This window comes from Steroidobacter agaridevorans (assembly GCF_009932555.1).
Classification (GTDB): Bacteria; Pseudomonadota; Gammaproteobacteria; order Steroidobacterales; family Steroidobacteraceae; genus Steroidobacter; species Steroidobacter agaridevorans.
Genome location: NZ_BLJO01000008.1, coordinates 237,904 through 256,992 on the forward strand (window position 1 = coordinate 237,904; position 19,089 = coordinate 256,992).

Genomic DNA, 19,089 nt, shown 5'->3' on the forward strand with positions numbered 1-19,089 from the left:
GCCTCGATGCCGAATCCTTCCGCTCCGCGTCTTCGTATCGTCGGTATCGGCGGCACCACCAAGGCCGGCTCGTCGACCGAGAAAGCGCTGGCGGCGTGCCTCGCGGCGGCTCAGCGCCTGGGCGCGGAAGTACAGCTCATCCCCGGCACGGCCCTGGCCTGCCTGCCGCTGTACTCCCCGGAAGAGACCGCCCGAACGCCGGAGCAACAGCGCTTCGTGGCCACGGTCCGCGACGCCGACGGCCTGATTCTCGCCACGCCCGCCTATCACGCCGGCATGTCGGGGCTGATGAAGAACGCCATCGATCTGCTCGAGGACCTGCGAGATGAGCCCCGGCCGTACCTGGATGGGCGGGCGGTGGGCTGCATCGTGACGGCATATGGCTGGCAAGGGGCCGGGACGACACTGACTTCGGTGCGCACCATCGTGCATGCCTTGCGCGGCTGGCCGACGCCGCTCGGGGTAACCCTGAACACCGCGATGCCGTTATTCGATCCGTCCGGTTTATGTATGGACGAGCGGATCCAGACCCAGTTCGAGCTGCTTGCTCAGCAAGTCGTCAGCTTCGCGTCACGTTTCGCCGCATAAGATTACTGACGTCCATTAAAGGTTTATCAGTTAGCCCGGGCCATCGGGGCAGCGGGTTACCATGGCGCGTTTGCATGCCACCGCCAGCGGTGTCATCTAGTTATAGGTCTAACGGATAGAGCTTTCATGCCAGATCGACGCCCCCGCCATCCCACCCCCTCGCAGTGGGCCCTGTGCGCGATGCTTCTGATCGCGGCCGCGGGCTGCTCGCGTCAACAGGCCGGGCCGGGCAAGGTCGTCGGGCCGCAGACCATCGACGTCATCAGCGCCGAAGCGAAGATTCAGCCGCTGGGAGTGGAGATCGAAGCGGTCGGCACCGCGCGCGCCAACGAGTCTGTCGAAGTCACCTCCAAAGCTTCCAACACCATCACCGCGATTCGTTTCGAAGAGGGCGATCGGGTCCGCAAGGGCGATGTGCTCGTCGAGCTCGACGGCGCCGAAGCCCGCGCCTCGCTGGCGGAAGCCGAAGCTGCGCTGGCGGAAAGTCAGAACAACTTCAAGCGCAGCCGCGACCTGTACACGCAGCAGGCGTTGTCGGTGTCGCAGCTCGACCTGATCGAAGCGACCTTGAAGGGCAATCAGGCGCGCGTCGATGTGGCGAAGGCGCGCCTCGCGGACACCATCATTCGCGCCAGCTTCGACGGCAAGACCGGCTTTCGTCGCGTCAGCGTCGGCAGCCTGGTGAGCCCCGGCACGGTGATCACCACGCTCGACGACACGTCCGTCATCAAGCTCGACTTCACCGTCGCCGAAACTTATTTGTATGCCTTGGCGAAGGGCCTGCCGGTGACCGCGACCACGGCCGGCCTGCCGGGGCGCGAGTTCAACGGCAAGGTCAGCCAGATCGATTCGCGAGTCGATCCGGTGAGCCGCTCCATTGCCGTGCGCGCCGAGCTGCCCAATGCCAAGGGCGAGCTGCGTCCCGGCATGTTCATGACGGTGAAGCTGCAGGGCGAGGTGTCGCCGGCATTGCTGGTCTCGGAAAGCGCGATCGTGCCGGAGCAGGGCCGCGTGTTCGTGTTCGTGGTCGAGAACGGCGAGGCGACGCGTCGCGAAGTGAAACTAGGCAAGCGCCGTCCGGGCGTGGTCGAGATCGTCGAAGGGTTGAAGGAGCATGAGCGCGTGGTGATCGAAGGCACGCAGAATCTGCGTGATGGCGGGCCAGTGCGCGAGCAGGGACAACAGGCGCAGGCCGAGCAGAAGACGAGTTCCTAAGTCATGAAGCTGTCCGAGCTGTCGGTCCGCCGTCCGGTCTTCGCGACCGTCATCAGCCTGTTGCTGATCATCTTCGGCCTGGTATCGCTGCAGCGCCTGGCGGTGCGCGAATATCCCGATATCGATCGGCCGGTCGTGTCGATCACGACCACCTATACCGGCGCCTCGGCCGCGGTCATCGAGACCAAGATCACGCAGGTGATCGAGGACTCGATCGCCGGCATCGAGGGCATTCTCAAAATCGAATCGGACAGCGAAGACGAGCGCTCGTCGGTGCGCATCGAGTTCGATGTGAATCGCGAGATCGATGGCGCGGCCAACGACGTGCGCGACCGCGTGGCGCGCGTGCTCGGCAATCTGCCGGAAGAGGCCGATCCGCCGGAAGTGCTGAAGGCCGACGCCAGCGCCGATCCGATCATGTACATCCTGTTCAGCTCCGACACCATGTCGACGCTGGAAGTCACCGACTACGCCGAGCGCAATCTCATCGACCGGCTGTCGACCGTGCCGGGCGTGGCGCGAGTTTCCATCAACGGCGCGCGACGCTACTCGATGCGCATCTGGCTGGATCGCCAGGCCTTGGCCGCGCGTCAGCTGACCGTCACCGATGTCGAAGACGCGCTCCGGCGAGAGAACGTCGAGCTGCCGGCCGGCCGCATCGAATCGAAGACGCGCGAGTTCACGCTTCGCACACTGGTCGGATTGGATAGCGAACAAGACTTCCGCGATCTGGTCATCACGCGGGGCTCCGACGGTCACCTGATCCGGTTGGGTGAAGTGGCCAACGTGCAGTTGGCGGCGGAGAACGATCGCGCCGCCGCGCGCTTCGATGGCCAATCCGGCGTCTCGATGGCGGTGGAAGCGCAGTCGAAGGCGAACACGCTCGACATCGTGCGTGGGGTGCGAGCCGAGATCGACAGGCTGCAAGACACGATGCCACGCGGAACGATGCTGGAGGTCGGCGTCGACAACGGTCTGGCGATCGAAGCGGCGCTCCGTGAAGTGATCATTGCAGTCGTGTTCGCGCTGATCTCCGTGCTCGCCGTGATCTACGCGTTCCTCGGCAGCCTGCGAGCGACGCTGATTCCGGCTGTGACGATTCCCGTGTCCATCATCGCTTCGTTCACCGTGATGTATGCGATGGGCTACTCGGCCAACGTGCTCACCTTGCTCGGCCTGGTGCTGGCCATCGGCCTGGTCGTGGACGATGCCATCGTCGTGCTCGAAAACGTGCATCGTCGCGCCGAGCTCGGCGAGCCGCCGTTGGTTGCCGCGGTGACCGGCAGTCGCGAAATCGGTTTCGCCGTCATTGCCACGACCTTGACGCTCGCGGCCGTGTTCATTCCGATTTCATTCTTGCCGGGCGACATCGGACGTTTGTTCAGCGAGTTCGGCTTCACGCTCGCGGCGTCGGTGTTGTTCTCGGCGCTGGTGGCGTTGACGTTGACGCCGATGCTGGCGTCGAAGCTGCCCGAGTCGGACGCCCATCGGAATCGTTTCGCGCGGATGGTGGATCGCTTCTTCCGCAAGCTCGCTGAAGTTTATGACGCACGCCTGCGCTCGCTGATTCGCCGGCCCTGGCTGATCCTCGGCGCCGTAGGCGCCCTGGTCCTGCTCGGCGCGCTGACGTTCCGATCGGTGCCGTCGGAATTCACGCCGCTTGCCGATGCGGGCCGCGTCAGCGTGTCCATCGAAGCGCCGGAAGGCACCAGCTTCGATCACATGTATCAATATGCGATGAAGCTCGAAGCCATCGCCATGAAAGAGAAGCAGACGCACGGCGATATCGCGCACATCCTGCTGCGCGTACCGGGCAATGGTGGCGGCGACGTGCGCACCGGCGACGTGAATTCGGCCCGCGTCTTCATGATGTTGACCGACTGGCACGATCGAAAGCGCTCGGCGCAGAACATTGCGGACGCGATCGTCGCCGAAGCACAGAAGACCATGCCCGGCGTGCGCGCCATGGCAAACCAGCAGGGCAGCTTGGGCCGGCGGGGTTCAGGTCGTCCGTTCGAAGCCGTGCTCGGCGGTCCCGATTATGAAACGCTGGCGAAGTGGTCGAACCAGATGGTCGACCTGGCGCGCCAGAATCCGGGGTTACGCAACATCGATAACACCTACAAAGAACGCAAACCGCAATTGCGTGTCTCGGTAGATCGTAGCCGTGCGGCCGAGTTGGGCGTGTCGTTGGAGACCGTCGGCCGGACGCTGGAGACTGTGCTCGGCTCGCGTATCGTCACGACGTACGTCGATCGCGGCCGAGAATACAACGTCATCCTGCAAGCTGCGGATGAGGCGCGCGAGACCATTACCGATCTCACAAACATTCGGGTGCGGTCGGCCCGTGGCGATACGCTGATTCCGCTATCCAACGTCGTGCACATCGAGGAGACCGCGGGCGCTGTGCAGTTGCCGCGATTCAACCGGCTGCGTTCGGTGGAGATTCGTGCCGATCTCGCGCCCGGCTATACGATGGGCGAAGCGATCGAATGGTTCACGGAGACCGCGGCGCGCGAGCTGCCGGAAGCGACGGTGATGTGGGACGGCGAATCCGGCGAATACATGCGCGCCGGCCAGCAGATGTATCTCACGTTCTTCTTCGCGCTGGCGATCGTGTTCCTGGTGCTTGCGGCGCAGTTCGAGAGCTTCGTGCACCCGGCCATCATCATGGTGACGGTGCCGCTGGCGTTGCTGGGCGCGGTGTTCGGATTGAAGCTGTACGGCGCGACCATCAATATTTTCAGTCAGATCGCGGTGATCATGCTCATCGGCATCGCCGCCAAGAACGGCGTGCTGATCGTCGAGTTCGCCAATCAGCTGCGCGACCAGGGCCTGGAGTTCACCGAGGCCGTCGTGAAGGCCGCCGAGACGCGCCTGCGCCCGGTGTTGATGACCAGCTTGTGTACGGCGTTCGGCGCGTTGCCGTTGTTGTTCGCGACGGGCGCGGGCTCGGAGCAGCGCATTCCCATCGGCATCGTGGTGTTCTACGGCACGATCGTTTCTGTGGTCCTGACACTGTTTGCCGTGCCGGCGGTGTATTCGATCTTCGCTCGCCGCACCAAGTCGCCGGAGCATGTCAGCCGTGTTCTGGACAAGATGCTCGGCGAGCATACGCCGCCCAGCGAGCAGCACGAGAGCAGCCCAGCCAAGCTGTCATGATTCCATGAGCACGCCGACCGCCGAGTTCTGCCAGCCTCTGGATCACGGCATCTTCGTCATCGATACCGGCTTTGTCCGGCCCCGGTTCGATGCCGCTTATCTGGTCGTCGAAAACGGTCGAGCTGCTTATATCGACACCGGACCGAACAACGCCGTGCCGAGATTGTTGGCGGCGCTGAACGTTGCCGGACTCGAGCGCAGCGCCGTCGACTATGTGATTCCAACGCATGTGCATTTGGATCACGCCGGCGGAGCAGGGTTGCTGATGAGCGAATTGCCAAACGCCCGGATGCTCGTTCATCCGCGCGGCGCGCGTCACATGATCGATCCGACGGCGCTGATGGAAGGCGTGCGCGCCGTGTACGGCGTCGAAGTGGCCAATCGCGATTACGGCGAGCTGGTGCCGGTGCCGGAAGAAAGAGTCACAACCACGAGCGATGGCATGGTCGTGATGTTGGGCGGGCGTCCGTTGCAGTTCATGGATACGCCGGGCCATGCCAAACATCACCACTGCATCTGGGATGAAGCCAGCCGCGGCTGGTTTACTGGCGACACCTTCGGCATCGCCTATCCGGAGTTGCACACGCCCAATGGGCCGTATGTCGTGCCGGCTACGGCGCCGGTGCAGTTCGATCAGGTAGCGTTGCACGAGTCGATCAAGCGCCTGCTGGCCCAACGGCCGGCGCAGATGTATCTGACGCACTTTGGCGCGGTCGCCAACCCCGAACAGCTGTCGGTGCAATTCCTTTCGCAGGTCGATGCCATGGTCGCGGCGGCCCGCTCGCTCGCGCTCGTGCCCGATCGCCACGAACAGCTGAAGCGGGCGTTTGCCGATATTTATATCGCCGAGCTGCGGCGCTCCGGCTCGAGCCAGCCGGAATCTTTCCTACGCGACATCCTCGCCACCGACATCGAGTTGAATGCGCAGGGCCTGGGCGCCTGGCTCAACAAACATTAAGTTGTAGGGAAAGAACCCGCGTCGGCGGCAATTCAGGCTTCGCCTAAAGGCAATCGCCCCCAATTCGTGATGTATTGCGCTGAACGTCGCAATGCGGCTCACGCATCCTGCGCACGCCCCTACCTCTTGGATTGAACATGTCCGCAGAATTGATACCCATTATCGCCTTCCTCTCGGGCGCCATGGTCACGGCGATTTTGTCGTCGTTGTCGGTATCGCGCGCCGTCAAAGAACAGCAGGAAATCCTGAAACGGGGCCACGTCGCCCATGGCCGCATCCTGCACATCTGGCGGCCCAAGCTGCGTGGGGCCTTTGCCCGCATCTATTTCGAGTTCGAGCCGACCGGGATGGATACGGTGCGCGGTTGCCATATCGACCGCCGCCCGGCCGAGGAACTTCGGGCGTCGTTGCCCGCGGTGGGGACGACGGTGGCCGTGCGCTATTTACCGGACCAGCCCAAGCAGGCGGTGATTGCCCGCCTGGTGTCCCGTTTTACCGACTAAAACGCTGCAGGCGACGGAACCAACCGTCGCGCCCCCTCATTTCGTCGTCGATAGTGGTTACGACGCCCCGGAGGAGGGTTTATGGGTATTCTCGTTTGGTTGATCGTCGGCGGCGTGTGTGGCTGGCTGGCCAGCATCATCATGCGTACCGATGCGCAGCAAGGCATTCTGTTGAACGTGATCGTCGGCATCGTCGGCGCGTTGCTGGCGGGTTTCATCATTTCGCCGATGGTCGGAGTCGGAACGATCAACGAGGGCATCTCGGTTGCGACCTTCCTGGTATCGCTGCTGGGCGCTGTGATTCTGCTCGCTATCGTCAATCTGTTCCGCCGCGGCAGCGTTCGCTGAGCGCCGCTGGAGTTGGAAAGGAAAAAGGGCCGGACATTGTCCGGCCCTTTTTTTATCTACGCGGGCTCACTTGCCGCGATAACGCTCGAACCAGGCCAGGATGGCGCTGGCCTTGGCGGCGGACTGCGACGGCCGCGACGTGAAGCCACCGTGCGAGGCGCCGGGCACTTTCACCAGGCCCGTCGGCACGCCGGCCAGTTGCAGCGCCTGGTAGTACTGCTCCGAGTCGCTCAGCGGCGTGCGGAAATCCTGATCGCCCACCACCACCAGCGTCGGCGTCTTCACCGAGCCCACCAGCGACAACGGCGAGCGCGCCCAGTAAGTCTCCGGATCTTCCCAAGGCGTCTTGCCGAACCAGTACTTGGTCATGAACGCCGTGCCGTCGGTGGTCAGCACCAGGCTGGTCCAGTTGATCACCGGCTTCTGCGAGGCGGCTGCTTTGAAACGATGGGTCTTGCCGACGATCCACGCCGTCAGTACGCCGCCGCCCGAGCCGCCCGTGACGAACAGATTGTCGGGATCGACGAAGCCCTGGGCGATCGCCGCATCGACGCTGCTGATCAGGTCGTCGTAATCGTTGCCCGGATATTTGTGATGGATCAGGTTCGCGAACTCATCGCCATAAGACGTTGAGCCGCGCGGATTGGTGTACAGCACGACATAGCCGGCCGCGGCATACAGCTGGTAGTCCGTGGAGAACAATGGGGCGTAGGCAGCGAACGGACCGCCGTGGATTTCCAGGATCAGCGGATATTTCTTGTTGCGATCGAAGTTCGGCGGCAGCACCAGCCAGGCGTCGACCGGGCGCTGATCGAACGAGGACTTTACGTCCAGGTGCTGCACCTGGCCCAGCGTCTTGCCGCCGAGCGAGCCTTCGTTCAGGTTGGTGAGTTGTTTGCTACGGCCGCCGCGCGAAATGGAAACATCCGAGGGCCGCGCGCCGCTGCCGCTGGTGAAGGCGATCGTGCCGTCGTTCGCGATGGTGAAGTCGCCGCCGGTATAAGGACGGTCGAGCGACGCGCCGCTCAATCCCTGCGCGACCGGTGTGACTTTGCCATTGAGCGCCACGCGGGCCACCTTGGTCACGGCGTGATCGTCATATCGAATGTAGAGATCGCGGCCGTTCGGCGCCCACTGTACGTCGTCGATGGAGCGATCCAGCGACGCGGTCAGCGAGCGCTGATTGCCGCCGTCGGCATTCATCACATGCAGCTCGACGTTCTGGTAGCCCATGAACTTATCGTCGAAGCTGAGATACGCGATGGTCTTGCCGTCCGGCGAAACGCGGGCGGAGCCATCCGGACCGGCGCGCTGGGTCAGCGGTGTGATCTGGCCATCGGACAGCGCAATGCGGTACAGCTCGGTGTTCACCGGCTCGCGACGCCAGTTCTCATTGCGATTGCCGGTCGCGACGATGTAGCTGCCGTCCGGCGCCCAGGTGAGCGGGCCGCTTTCGTTGAACGCGCCGAAGGTCAGCTGACGAGGCGTGCCGCCGTCCGCGGCGATCACATAAACATGCGTGTAACCGGGCTTGAGATAGCCGGCGCCGTCGGCGCGATAGGTGATATCGGTGATCACTTCCAGCGGCGGCGCCCACTGGGCGTTCTCCGGCTTCGGCGGCGCTTCGCCCAGCGGCTTCTTGTCGTCCGGCGCGAACATGGTGAACGCAATCCACTTGCCGTCGGGCGACCAGGTCAGCGAGTCCGGCGCGTCGAGCAGCTCGGCGAGCTTGGCCGTCTGGCCGGTTTGCATCCAACGTACGAACAGCTGGGGCCGGCCGTCCTCGGCGCTGGAGACATAGGCGAGCCGATCGCCCTTGGGCGACCAGCGCGGCGAACCGTGCGAGCCCGCGCCGGCGACCACCGGCGCCTGTGCGCCCGTCTCGGTGTCGACCAGCCAGATCGAGCTGCGACCGCGGTCGGTCATGATGTCGAACGAGCGGCGCGCATAGGCGACGGCCCGACCGTCCGGACGGATTTGCGGATCGGTGGCGTATTGCAGATCGAACAGGTCGCGGCCCTGGAAGATCTTGTTGGGCGCGGCCGGTGGATCGGCGAGCGCGGCGGTCAGCGGTGTAGCGGTCGCCAAGAGCGCAACGAGAAGCCTCAATTGCATACATCCCTCTGCTGGTGCAGGAAAAACGGGCCGGTACGCTAGCGTTCCCGGCGGTGAGCGTCCAGTGCGATTGAGAGATCCCGGCAGTTATTGCGACTGTGGCGAGCTGCCCGATCCCGCGCTTTAATTATCGAGCCTGACTTTCACACAATGAAACCAGACCTCGGCGGTGGGCGAATCCCCGCCTTGCCAATGGGAGGAAAGGGCGCGGTGGCATCGAGCCCGGAGACTTTTGTGCCTGTATCGACGGCCGAGCTGTCGTGGCGCGTGCTCGGCTTCGTCAATGGGCTGCGGCTGCTCGCCTCGTCATCGCTCGCGGTTTTGTTCGTCTCGATCATGCCCGAAACCTTCGGGCAGCTCGACCCTGCGCTGTTCGCCGGCGCGGCCACGGCCTATTTCCTGTATGCAGTGATCTCGATCAGCAGCATCCGGCGGCGCTCGCCCGATATCGTGCTGCAGACATGGACCGGCGTGTTCGCCGATGTGCTGGTGCTGTCGCTGCTCACCTACGCCAGCGGCGGCGTGAACGGCGGCATCTCGGCGCTGGTGGTGCTGTCCATCGGCGCGGCCAGTTTCATCCTGCGCCGGCGGCTGGCCATGGCGATCGCCGTGGCGGCCTCGCTGGCCATGCTCGTTCAGCCAATCATCTCGATGCTCGCCAACGTCGACGCGATGAGCGATGTAACGACGGCGGCGATCTCCGGCGCGTTGACCATCGTCATCGCGCTCGGCATTTCGCAGCTCGCACGCATCATGCGGCAGAACGAGGAGATCAACCGGCAGCGCGAAACCGCCAACATCGAGCTCACCGAGCTGCAGCGTACGCTTTCGGAGCACCTGCGCGAGGGCGTGCTCATCGTCGACGGCGAGAACAAGGTTTCGATGATCAGCGACACCGCCTCGACGCTGCTCCAGGGCGGCAGCGTGGCGGCAGGCTCGCTATTGAGCGACGTGTCCTCCCGGCTCGCCAACCTGCTGGACACCTGGCGCCGTTACTTTTGCGATGAGAGCCGCAGCACGCCGACCATGATGGGCTTCGACGGCGAGCGCCGGCTGCAACTGAAGTTCGTCTCGCTCGACAACAGCACGCAAGGCCCGGCGCTCATCTTCGTCGAGGACAAGTCGCGCATGGCGTCGTGGTTGCCCGCGTCGATGGTGCCTGCGACGGTCGAAGTCAATCAGGTGCCAGCCCCGCGTGAGCCGGTGCCGCGTCCGGCTGCCCCGCCGGCGCCGGTGCGCAATCAGAGCGCCCGTGGCGAGGTGACCAGAGAGCGTGCTTTCGAAAGCCCTTATGCGGCCGGCGCGTTGCGCGAGCCCTCTTACGAGAATGGCCAATATGCGGGCGCCTTGTCGCCGGTCAGTGCGCTACGCACCAGCGGGGCCCGCGGCAATCGCTTCGAAGATTCATCTTTTCGAGAAGGCGCGCGACGTCAAAACCCACCGCGCGTCGAGGCGGCTCGTCCGGAGCGAGCGGGCACCAACAAGGAGGATGCGTATCGAGCCAATACCCTGAGAGAAAACGTCGCGCGACAGAACACCTTCCGTGCCGCGCTTCAAGAAGTATCTCCCTGGGAGAATCCGCCCAAGCCGGCGCCGCCACCGCCACCGGCTGCGTCAGCTCCCGCGACGACTGCCGCTCAACCCCGGCGACAACAGCAACCGACCCGGCCGCCGGGAAGCATGCTTTCGAACAACGATCCGCGCCTGCGCATCATCATCGGCAACGCGCTGCAGTTCGGGAAGCGCGAGTCGGTGCGCCTGGAGCGCGTCGACCTGGCGTCGTGGTCCAAAGAGTTTCTCACCGAGTTCTGGCAGACCGAAGACATCGATGCCGACACGCTGCGACTGAGCGCGCCGCGCGAAAGCGTGCCGGTGCGCGCCGATCCCGCTCATCTGCAAAAGCTGCTGTGGTCGCTGTGTAACGATCTCCTGAAATACGGGCGCGCCACCAACGCCAACGATCCCATCGAGATTCGGGTCGGCCGCAGCGCCACCACGCAGCGTCGTTATCTCGACGTGATCGATCGCGGCTCCGCGATCGGTCCCGCCGATTCCAAACGCGTGTTCGAGCCGTTCTTGTCGGCGGGTAAAGCAGGCACGGGCATTTCGATGTTCGTGTCGCGCGAGCTTTCGCCCGGCGTGCGCTCCGGCGCCAACAACGATCCGCGTCCGGGCGGCGGCGTGGTGTTCCGGCTGGTCTTCGCCGACGCTCCACCACGCAAGCCAGTCGAAGCTACGGATTAGCCATCTCGCCTCCACAGGCCGCGAGCCGGCGTCGCTATACTGATTCGCATCAGCTGCTGCGGAGAAGATGATGCGTGTGAGTCATGCCGCGCTCGCAAGCCTTTGCGTCGCGATCGCAAGTCCCGCGAATGCGCAAAGTAACAGCGACTTCGACTGCGCAGCGACACGTGTCGGCGGGGCCGATCCGGTTGTTATCAAGACCACGCTCGGTGAAACGCCCGCGCTGGTCCGTATCCCATCGGAGATCCGGAAATCACCCATCGTGCTGTGGCACGGCTTCGGCCCGCCTGCGAGCGAGCAAGCGTTGATGGAAGCGCTGCCGCTGGATGATGTGCCGGCGGTAAAAGTGTATCTCGGCCTGCCGCTGTTCGGTTCACGTGCGCCCGAAGGAGGCGCGAAGGAATTAGCGCGCCGGCAGCAAGAGGATCTCGCGACGCTGGTGTTCGAGCCGGCGGTGATGGGAGCGGCCAAGGAGTTGCCCGCTGTGGTTCGAGCGCTCGAACAACACGGTTGTATGAAGCATGGCGAACGCATCGGGTTGTTCGGATTCTCGGCCGGCGGCGCTGCCGTGTTGTATGCGTTGGCCGAAAGGGATGTGCGAATCGGCGCTGCCGTCACGTTGAATGCGTCAACAGGCTTGAGTGCATCGGTCGAGGCTTATGAGCGTGCCACTAAAGGGTCATATAACTGGACGGATGCGGCCCGTAGACTTGCGCAGCGCTCGGATGCCGCGGGTCGTGCGAAGGATATCGCCAAGGGTGACCCGGCGCCGGCACTGCTGATCATTCATGGGAACGACGAAGCAGTGCTGACGCCCGAGGTTGCCAGCACTTTGCATCAGGCATTGATGCCCGCGTATTACGAGGCGATGGCCGTGCCGCGTCTGCAACTCATTCTGGTGCCGGGCCTGGCGCACGGTTGGACGAGCCCAGGCAGCCTGGAAGCATTGCGCGGCTCGATCGGTGCGTGGTTTCATAATCGTCAGTGGCCGGTGGGCTCGACCCGCTGAGCTCTGGTTGGAGTATTCATGCGAGTCAGTCGGATTGCAGTGTTGATGTTGGCGCTGGCCGTGCAGCCGGTGCAGTCGTGGGCCAAAGGTGACGCGCCCGACAATTTCGAGCCGAAGGAAATCAGCAATCCGCCGCCGACGGCGGCGTTGAACAGCTTCGATCGTTTCGAGATGGTGCCGTTCGAGATGGGCGCGCCATACGCTGGCGAGGAAGTGAACGAAGACGCCAGGCAGCGTCTGCAGGTCAATCTCGACGAGCGCGTGCCGCCGCTGCTCACCGAATGGAACGCCAAGGAAGCGAAGAGCTCGCCGCCGAAGACGCTCAAGATCGAACCGGCAGTCACTCATGTGAAATTCATCAGCGGCAAGGCGCGCTTCTGGAAGGGTGCGTTTGCCGGCGGCACGGCGGTCCTGGTCACGGTCAAGCTGAGCGATGCCGCGACCGGCGAGGTGATCGCCGAACCGCAGTTCTATCAGCACGCGAATGCCATGGGCGCGGCGTGGTCCTACGGCGCTACCGACAAAGCGATGCTGGTGCGGACCACCGATCTCATCAGCGAATATCTGAAGGCCAACTACGCGGCAGCGGTGGGCGGTCCGACCGGCAAAGACGCGGACGACGACAAGGCAAAGGACAAGGACCAATCCGAGAGCAAGGAGTCTGCTGATCAGCAGTCGACGCAGTAGCAAACCACGCGGCAAACGCCGCAGCTGGAGCCTATCGAAGTTTCTGCCGAGCGCAGCCACCCGCAAGCGGTGGCTGCGCATTTTGCGTTCAGCGCCGCTGACCTTGCAGTTGGTGGTGGTGCTGTTGTTGACCGTGTCCACCTGGTTCGCGGTCAACATCATCTACCAGGTGGTGCGCAAGCCCACCGAGCTGTTCTTCCCGGTCAGTGGCACGCTCTACAAATCGCCCAGCGAGACCTGGACGTCGTACGAGCCCATCTTCCGCAAACATTCCACCGCCACCGTCAGTCCTGAATTGCTGGCCGCGCTCGCGCAGGTCGAGGGCTCGGGCAATCCCATCGTGCGGACTTACTGGCGCTGGACGTTCACGCACAAGCCCTTCGACATCTATCGGCCGGCCTCGAGCGCGGTGGGGATGTATCAGATCACCGACGGCACGTTCGAGGAGACCAGCCGGCTGTGCATTCACGATCACAAGGTGGTGGACGAGGGGCCGTGGAACGACTTCAAGTCATGCTGGTTCAACAGCCTGTATCTGCGCGTCATTCCATCGCATGCGGTAGAGATGACGTCCGCGTATCTCGATCGCCGCATCGCGGTCATTCTCGCCAGGAACGGCATCCGTTCCGCGACGCTCAAACAAAAACAGGATCTGGCCGCAGTGATTCACGTTTGCGGTGCCGGCGCGGGCGCCTCGTTCGCGCGGCGCGGCTTCCGGCCGCGCCCCGGCCAGCACTGCGGCGATCATTCCGTGCAGGGCTACATCTCGCGCGTGAACCGGATGAAGAAAGTCTTCGCCGCCCTTGCGCAACAGCCTAAAGCTTCACTGTGGCAGTAGCCTTGGACTCGATCGTGACCGACTGGGCACGACTCGTCTGGCCCTTGATGCGCACGGAGTAGTTGCCGGGCATCACGCCGATCGGGTCGCCGCCCGCCACGCCAGTCGCGATCACCTGGCCTTGCGGAGTGACCACTTCGAAGCTCGGGCGCATCGACTGCGTCAGTGCCTTGCTCAACCCGGCGGCGTCTTTCGCGTCGAAGTAACTGCCGTTGCCGAGCGCTGCCCAGTGGCTGAACGTGACCGCCAGCTTGGGATCTTCGATGGCGAAGCCGACGATGTTGACGCGCACCGTCGCGCCAGCCTTGGTGAGCGCCGCAATGGCCGCGGCCGGATCGCCGCCGCAGGTCTCTTCGCCATCGGTCAGCAGCACGACCAGACGCTCGCCCCTGATGGCCGCCAGGTCCGATGACACTTTTTCCAGGGATGCGCCGATCGGAGTGCGTGCGTTGTTCTTCGCTTCCAACGCTTTGATCTTCGCGTCCACGGCTGCAGCGCTGAGCGGGCTGACGGGAATATCCAAATCGGTCTGGCACGAATCGACTTCGCGACCGAAGACGCGCAGCGCGAACGGCGTGCCGGCGGGGATGTCGCTCGAGGTGAGCTTGCTCAATGTTTGTTTCGCGATGTCGATGCGCCGCTGACCGCCCATCTTCTGCAGCATGCTGCCTGAAGCATCGAGTATGATTTCGATGCCACCGCCCGTCGCGACCGCATTAGCCGCGGTGACGACGAGCTTGCCGGGCTCCTGTTTGGCGGGTGTGATGCGAATGTTTGCTTTGGCGAGCGTGGTGTGCGTCTGGCCAGTGGCGTACCACAACTCATATTCCCCCGCCTGCAGCGGCGCCAGCAGCTTCGCCGGATTGCCGCGCGAGGGATATTCATAGTTGCCGCTCGTGCCTTCCTGCGCACCTTTCGGGACCACGGTGATGTAGTCGGACGGATTGTTTGGACCTTTCCAGGTCACAGCGAACGTGCTGCCGGCAACAGCTTCCGTCGGCCCCTGCAACGACGCGGTCACGGCGCCAATCGTGAACTTTCGCGAGCCGATGACTTTGTCGCCATTCCCCAGGAAATAGCGCAGCTCGTACTCGCCGCCGGCATCGGGAGCGCGCAGCACCACCGGGTTGCCGTAACGCGTGTACTCGTAAACGAGATACGGCCGTTCGGCGTTGCCGATGGCGATGTAGTCGCGCTCGTTGTTCGGCCCGGTCCACTTGACCTTGAACTCTGCGCCGGCGCCGACCTGGGCGGGCGCTTCGAGCGTCGCGGTGACTGCAGTGGCTTTCAGCGGCGCGCGAGCCAGCGTCGGGTAAGGGCTGTCGGCTGACAGCAAACGAATTTCGTAATCGCCGGGCGTCGCCGGCGCGTGCAGCTCGATCTTGCCGGAGGCGTCGGCATAGCCATATTCGTCGTAACGCCCTTCAGGCGCGCCCTTGACGACGATGGTGATGAAGTTTCGCGGGTTCGCGTTGCCCGTGAAGGCGATGGTCACCGGCGTGCCGATGTTCGCCGTCGCCGGCGCATGCAGAGCCGGCGCCGCCCAGGCCCAGGAAGTGCCGATCAGGAACAACCAAACGATTCTCGACAGGGTCGATCGGGCAAGCATGGAGGACCTTCAGGCAGGCGCGGGAGTGCGGATCTTAGGGCACGCCCGCGCCGGTTCGCCTCGGCCGATAGGGCCGGCGCTCAGCCCGCCTTGCGGTGTTCCTTCTTCGCTTCCTGGGCGAAGTGCTCACCGTATTTGCGGTCGATGTGCATTATGTGAGACCGCAGCCAGAGCTCGAGGTAATCGAAGAATTCCTTGGTGAACACGCCCGGGCCGGCGGCGAATTCCTGCTTGTGGGCCGCCAGTTCCTTGAGCAGCCGCGCGTGGATGCCCTTGTGAATCTCCACCTGCGGATAGTGCTGGCGCGCCAGCATGGCTTCCTCTTCGCGGAAATGACGCACCGTGATGGTCTCCAGGTGCTGCAGCAGTCGAGTCAGCTCGACTTTGCCGGCGCCTGCGTGCGATCTGTCATACAGCGCGTTCATGGCGTCGACGATGAGGTGGTGCTGGTGGTTCATGTCCTCGACCAACACGTCGTATTTCTTCGAGTCCCAGGTAAACAGAGTCATTGCTGATCCTTTTAGTTGTCTCACTGACCTATAGCGACCACCCGGCGCCGGCGCTGAACGCGGGGTTCCCCGGGGTCGCTCCGGTGAACCCCGGATGGCCCATTTCGGTGGCCTTTCGTGCGAGAATCCGCGCCCGAAAAACTCCTTAAATCTTCCCCGGAAGCCAATGACTCAGACGTCGGCGTCGAGCGGCGCGGGCAACTCGCCGCGGCGGGTGCTGTTTGCGAGCCTGATCGGCACCACCATCGAATACTTCGACTTCTACATCTACGCGACGGCGGCCGTGCTGGTGTTCCCGCAGCTGTTCTTTCCAGCGGGCGATCAGGCCTCGGCAACGCTGCAGTCGCTGGCTACGTTCGCGCTGGCGTTTTTCGCGCGGCCGCTGGGCTCGGCGCTGTTCGGGCATTTCGGCGACCGCGTCGGGCGCAAGGCGACGCTGGTGGCCGCGCTGCTGACGATGGGGCTGTCGACGGTGTTCATCGGCTTGCTGCCGACCTATGAGACCATCGGCTTGTGGGCGCCGGCGCTGCTGGCTTTATGTCGTCTCGGCCAGGGGCTGGGTTTGGGCGGCGAGTGGGGTGGGGCAGTGCTGCTCGCCACTGAAAATGCGCCGCCGGGCAAGCGAGCCTGGTATGGCATGTTCCCGCAGCTCGGTGCGCCGCTGGGGTTCATTTGTTCCACCGGTGTGTTCCTGCTGCTGACCGAATTCCTGAGCGATGCGGAGTTCTTCGCGTGGGGCTGGCGTGTGCCGTTCGTCGCGAGCGCGTTGCTGGTGTTCGTCGGCTTGTATGTCCGCCTGCGTTTGCATGAAACGCCGGCATTTCAGCGCGCCATCGACAACAACGAGCGCGTGCGTCTGCCGATGCTGACCGTGGTGACCAAACACCCGGTGACGTTGGTTCTCGGCACGTTCGCCGCCACCGCCACGTTTGTGATTTTCTATTTGATGACGGTGTTCTCGCTCAGCTGGGGCACCGGCGCGCTGGGTTATTCGCGCCAGGAATTCCTGATCCTGCAGATGATCGGCGTGTTGTTCTTCGCGCTGACGATTCCAGTGTCCGCGGTGATCGCCGACCGGCGCGGGCGTTTCGCGATGTTGATCGCCGCGACGCTCGGCATCATGGCGTTCGGCCTGTTCTTCGCGCCGCTGTTCAGCGCCGCCTCGCCGCTCCGTGTGGTCATATTCCTCGCGTTAGGGCTGGGCCTGATGGGCCTGACCTACGGTCCGCTCGGTACGGCACTTTCAGAGCTGTTTCCGACCTCGGTCCGGTACACTGGCGCCTCTTTGACCTTCAACCTCGCCGGCATCGTCGGCGCCTCGCTCGCGCCGTACGTGGCCACCTGGCTCGCCACGCACTATGGCCTGGCGTATGTCGGCTATTACCTCACGGCCGCGGGCGCGCTGACTTTGCTGGCGCTGCTCTTGATCCGTCGGCCGCAGCCACAACTTTGAGCCTTCATTTTCGTCTTCGGCAAAATCGAATACACGCGCAATGCTTTCAACCGCCAACGTCTCCATCCAATTCGGCGCCAAGCCGCTGTTCGAACAGGTCTCGGTCAAGTTCACCGACGGCAACCGCTATGGGCTGATCGGTGCGAACGGCTGCGGCAAGTCCACGTTCATGAAAATCCTCGGCCGCGAGCTGGAGCCCAGCTCCGGCGAAGTGATGCTGGTGAACGGCCTGCGCCTGGGCAAGCTGCGCCAGGATCAATTCGCGTACGAAGATCAGCGCGTGCTCGACGTGGTGATGCAAGGCCACGCGGAGATGTGGGAAGCGATGGTCGAGCGCGATCGCATCTATGCGAATCCGGAGGCGAGCGACGCGGATTACATGCACGCCGCGGAGCTCGAAGCGAAATTCGCGGAGTACGGCGGCTATGACGCCGAAGCCCGCGCCGCCAGCATTTTGAAGGACGCCGGCATCGATCCGTCCTATCACAACGGCCCGATGCGTGAAGTCGCGCCGGGCTGGAAGTTGCGTGTGTTGCTCGCACAGGCGCTGTTCTCGCGTCCCGACGTGTTGCTGCTCGACGAGCCCACCAACAACCTGGATATCCATTCCATCGGTTGGCTGGAGGGCGTGCTCAACCAGTACGACGCGACCATGATCATCATCAGCCACGACCGTCACTTCCTGAATCAGGTGTGCACGCACATGGCCGATCTCGATTATGGCCAGCTGAAAATCTGGCCGGGCAACTACGATGACTTCATGCTTGCCTCCGTGCAGGCGCGTGAGCGTGTGGAAGCGTCGAATGCCAAGGCGAAGGAGCGCATCTCCGACCTGCAGGAATTCGTGCGCCGGTTCTCGGCGAACGCTTCGAAGGCGCGGCAGGCGACGTCCCGCCAGCGTCAGATCGAAAAGATCAAGATCGAAGAGCTCAAGCCGTCGTCGCGCCAGAATCCGTACATTCGTTTCGAGCAGGAAAAAAAGCTGTATCGAAACGCGGTGACGGTGGAGGAGTTGCGCTTCACCTATCCCGGCGCGGACACGCCGGTGCTCGACAATGTGAATTTCAACGTCGAAGCCGGCGAGCGCATCGCCATCATCGGCCAGAACGGCGTCGGCAAGACCACCTTGATGCGTCTGCTGGCCGGCGAGCTGCAACCGGACAAAGGCACCATCACCTGGGTCGAGAGCGCCAAGGTCGGTTACATGCCGCAGGATCCGCAGGCGGAGTTTGCGGAAAAGGTGGATCTGTTCACCTGGATGACCGAATGGCGCGGCAAGAGCGACGACGATCAGATCGTGCGCGCCACGCTGGGTCGTTTGCTGTTCTCCGGCGAGGAAACACGCAAGTCGGTGAAGGTGCTGTCCGGCGGCGAGAAGGGCCGCATGATCTACGGCAAGCTGATGCTGCAGCGGCCGAATGTCCTGCTGCTCGACGAGCCCACCAACCACATGGACATGGAAACCATCGAGTCGCTGCAGATCGGCGTGGAGAAATATCCGGGCACCGTGGTCTTCGTCTCGCACGATCGCGAGTTCGTCGGCGGCGTCGCCAACCGCATCATCGAAGTGCGGCCGGGCGGCCAGCTGGTCGACTTCAAGGGCACCTACGACGAGTATCTGCGCTCGCAAGGCCTCATCGCCTGATCCTGACCTGGGGGCGGCGTCAGGCCCAGGGTCGGGCGCCGCCTACGGTAGATTCATCTAAAATATTCGTCATACAGGCCTGCGGACGTGTATAGTGCTTACGGCTCGTAACCTTTCTCTTTATCTTTTTTGGTCCGCGGCGATTTCCTCATCCATGCCTTCGCCGGCGCCATCCTGGCGCGACCAACTCAACCTAAACCGAATCG

General features: G+C 63.6%; 15 protein-coding genes. 12 read left to right on the forward strand and 3 right to left on the reverse strand.

The features are described 5' to 3' along the window. Window positions 1-6: 6 nt before the first annotated feature. The 6 genes from GYH35_RS26810 to GYH35_RS26835 all read left to right on the forward strand — a co-directional run bounded on the left by GYH35_RS26810 (window position 7) and on the right by GYH35_RS26835 (window position 6,774). Complete coding sequence (locus GYH35_RS26810; protein WP_161830013.1) at window positions 7-588, forward strand: NADPH-dependent FMN reductase; 582 nt, start codon at window positions 7-9, stop codon at window positions 586-588. 126 nt (window positions 589-714) lie between these two features. Then, window positions 715-1,803 carry an efflux RND transporter periplasmic adaptor subunit gene (locus GYH35_RS26815; protein WP_161813287.1) on the forward strand — a complete coding sequence of 363 codons (1,089 nt, stop codon included), beginning with the start codon at window positions 715-717 and terminating at the stop codon, window positions 1,801-1,803. 3 nt (window positions 1,804-1,806) lie between these two features. After that, window positions 1,807-4,965: an efflux RND transporter permease subunit gene (locus GYH35_RS26820; RefSeq protein WP_161830014.1), complete on the forward strand. Its 3,159-nt coding sequence runs from the start codon at window positions 1,807-1,809 to the stop codon at window positions 4,963-4,965. Between the two features lie 4 nt (window positions 4,966-4,969). Then, window positions 4,970-5,923: an MBL fold metallo-hydrolase gene (locus GYH35_RS26825; protein WP_161813289.1), complete on the forward strand. Its 954-nt coding sequence runs from the start codon at window positions 4,970-4,972 to the stop codon at window positions 5,921-5,923. Between the two features lie 137 nt (window positions 5,924-6,060). Next, complete coding sequence (locus GYH35_RS26830) at window positions 6,061-6,426, forward strand: DUF3592 domain-containing protein (protein ID WP_161813290.1); 366 nt, start codon at window positions 6,061-6,063, stop codon at window positions 6,424-6,426. Between the two features lie 81 nt (window positions 6,427-6,507). Next, window positions 6,508-6,774, forward strand: coding sequence for a GlsB/YeaQ/YmgE family stress response membrane protein (locus tag GYH35_RS26835; RefSeq protein ID WP_129642487.1), 267 nt, complete (start codon window positions 6,508-6,510; stop codon window positions 6,772-6,774). Between the two features lie 66 nt (window positions 6,775-6,840). Here the strand turns inward: GYH35_RS26835 and GYH35_RS26840 are convergent, their stop codons facing one another. Further along, a complete protein-coding gene (locus GYH35_RS26840) occupies window positions 6,841-8,889 on the reverse strand; it encodes an alpha/beta hydrolase family protein (RefSeq protein ID WP_161813291.1) in 2,049 nt (682 codons plus the stop codon). Window positions 8,890-9,123: 234 nt separating this feature from the next. Between GYH35_RS26840 and GYH35_RS26845 the strand changes: the two genes are divergently transcribed. The 4 genes from GYH35_RS26845 (at window position 9,124) to GYH35_RS26860 (ending at window position 13,667) form a co-directional block, all read left to right on the forward strand. Beyond that, window positions 9,124-11,133: an ATP-binding protein gene (locus tag GYH35_RS26845; protein WP_161830015.1), complete on the forward strand. Its 2,010-nt coding sequence runs from the start codon at window positions 9,124-9,126 to the stop codon at window positions 11,131-11,133. Between the two features lie 70 nt (window positions 11,134-11,203). Further along, the gene (locus GYH35_RS26850) at window positions 11,204-12,142 is read left to right on the forward strand and encodes an alpha/beta hydrolase family protein (protein WP_161830016.1); all 939 of its coding nucleotides are present in this window, start codon (window positions 11,204-11,206) and stop codon (window positions 12,140-12,142) included. Window positions 12,143-12,160: 18 nt separating this feature from the next. Further along, window positions 12,161-12,829: a hypothetical protein gene (locus GYH35_RS26855; protein WP_161830017.1), complete on the forward strand. Its 669-nt coding sequence runs from the start codon at window positions 12,161-12,163 to the stop codon at window positions 12,827-12,829. An 82-nt stretch (window positions 12,830-12,911) separates the two neighbouring features. Next, window positions 12,912-13,667, forward strand: coding sequence for a transglycosylase SLT domain-containing protein (locus GYH35_RS26860; protein WP_161830018.1), 756 nt, complete (start codon window positions 12,912-12,914; stop codon window positions 13,665-13,667). Here GYH35_RS26860 and GYH35_RS26865 read toward each other — a convergent pair. Together GYH35_RS26865 and GYH35_RS26870 are read right to left on the reverse strand one after the other, a co-directional pair. Next, on the reverse strand, window positions 13,645-15,276 hold the full coding sequence (locus GYH35_RS26865; RefSeq protein WP_161830019.1) for a vWA domain-containing protein: 1,632 nt from the start codon (window positions 15,274-15,276) through the stop codon (window positions 13,645-13,647). The two genes, GYH35_RS26860 and GYH35_RS26865, sit on opposite strands and share 23 nt — an antisense overlap. Window positions 15,277-15,356: 80 nt before the next feature. After that, window positions 15,357-15,785 carry a bacteriohemerythrin gene (locus GYH35_RS26870; protein WP_161813297.1) on the reverse strand — a complete coding sequence of 143 codons (429 nt, stop codon included), beginning with the start codon at window positions 15,783-15,785 and terminating at the stop codon, window positions 15,357-15,359. A 166-nt stretch (window positions 15,786-15,951) separates the two neighbouring features. On the opposite strand from GYH35_RS26870, the gene GYH35_RS26875 reads away from it, so the two are divergent. After that, window positions 15,952-17,238, forward strand: a complete 1,287-nt coding sequence (locus GYH35_RS26875) for an MFS transporter (RefSeq protein ID WP_161830020.1) — start codon at window positions 15,952-15,954, stop codon at window positions 17,236-17,238. Between the two features lie 40 nt (window positions 17,239-17,278). Beyond that, on the forward strand, window positions 17,279-18,883 hold the full coding sequence (locus GYH35_RS26880) for an ABC-F family ATPase (protein ID WP_161813299.1): 1,605 nt from the start codon (window positions 17,279-17,281) through the stop codon (window positions 18,881-18,883). The last annotated feature ends 206 nt before the right edge of the window (window positions 18,884-19,089 follow it).

Bases quoted from the DNA above. Each gene is read 5' to 3' on its own strand.
- GYH35_RS26835 (WP_129642487.1), top strand. From the start codon at position 6,508: ATGGGTATTCTCGTTTGGTTGATCGTCGGCGGCGTGTGTGGCTGGCTG.
- GYH35_RS26810 (WP_161830013.1), top strand. From the start codon at position 7: ATGCCGAATCCTTCCGCTCCGCGTCTTCGTATCGTCGGTATCGGCGGC.
- GYH35_RS26815 (WP_161813287.1), top strand. From the start codon at position 715: ATGCCAGATCGACGCCCCCGCCATCCCACCCCCTCGCAGTGGGCCCTG.
- GYH35_RS26825 (WP_161813289.1), top strand. From the start codon at position 4,970: ATGAGCACGCCGACCGCCGAGTTCTGCCAGCCTCTGGATCACGGCATC.
- GYH35_RS26850 (WP_161830016.1), top strand. From the start codon at position 11,204: ATGCGTGTGAGTCATGCCGCGCTCGCAAGCCTTTGCGTCGCGATCGCA.
- GYH35_RS26880 (WP_161813299.1), top strand. From the start codon at position 17,279: ATGCTTTCAACCGCCAACGTCTCCATCCAATTCGGCGCCAAGCCGCTG.
- GYH35_RS26870 (WP_161813297.1), bottom strand. From the start codon at position 15,785: ATGACTCTGTTTACCTGGGACTCGAAGAAATACGACGTGTTGGTCGAG.
- GYH35_RS26830 (WP_161813290.1), top strand. From the start codon at position 6,061: ATGTCCGCAGAATTGATACCCATTATCGCCTTCCTCTCGGGCGCCATG.
- GYH35_RS26865 (WP_161830019.1), bottom strand. From the start codon at position 15,276: ATGCTTGCCCGATCGACCCTGTCGAGAATCGTTTGGTTGTTCCTGATC.
- GYH35_RS26820 (WP_161830014.1), top strand. From the start codon at position 1,807: ATGAAGCTGTCCGAGCTGTCGGTCCGCCGTCCGGTCTTCGCGACCGTC.
- GYH35_RS26855 (WP_161830017.1), top strand. From the start codon at position 12,161: ATGCGAGTCAGTCGGATTGCAGTGTTGATGTTGGCGCTGGCCGTGCAG.
- GYH35_RS26840 (WP_161813291.1), bottom strand. From the start codon at position 8,889: ATGCAATTGAGGCTTCTCGTTGCGCTCTTGGCGACCGCTACACCGCTG.
- GYH35_RS26875 (WP_161830020.1), top strand. From the start codon at position 15,952: ATGACTCAGACGTCGGCGTCGAGCGGCGCGGGCAACTCGCCGCGGCGG.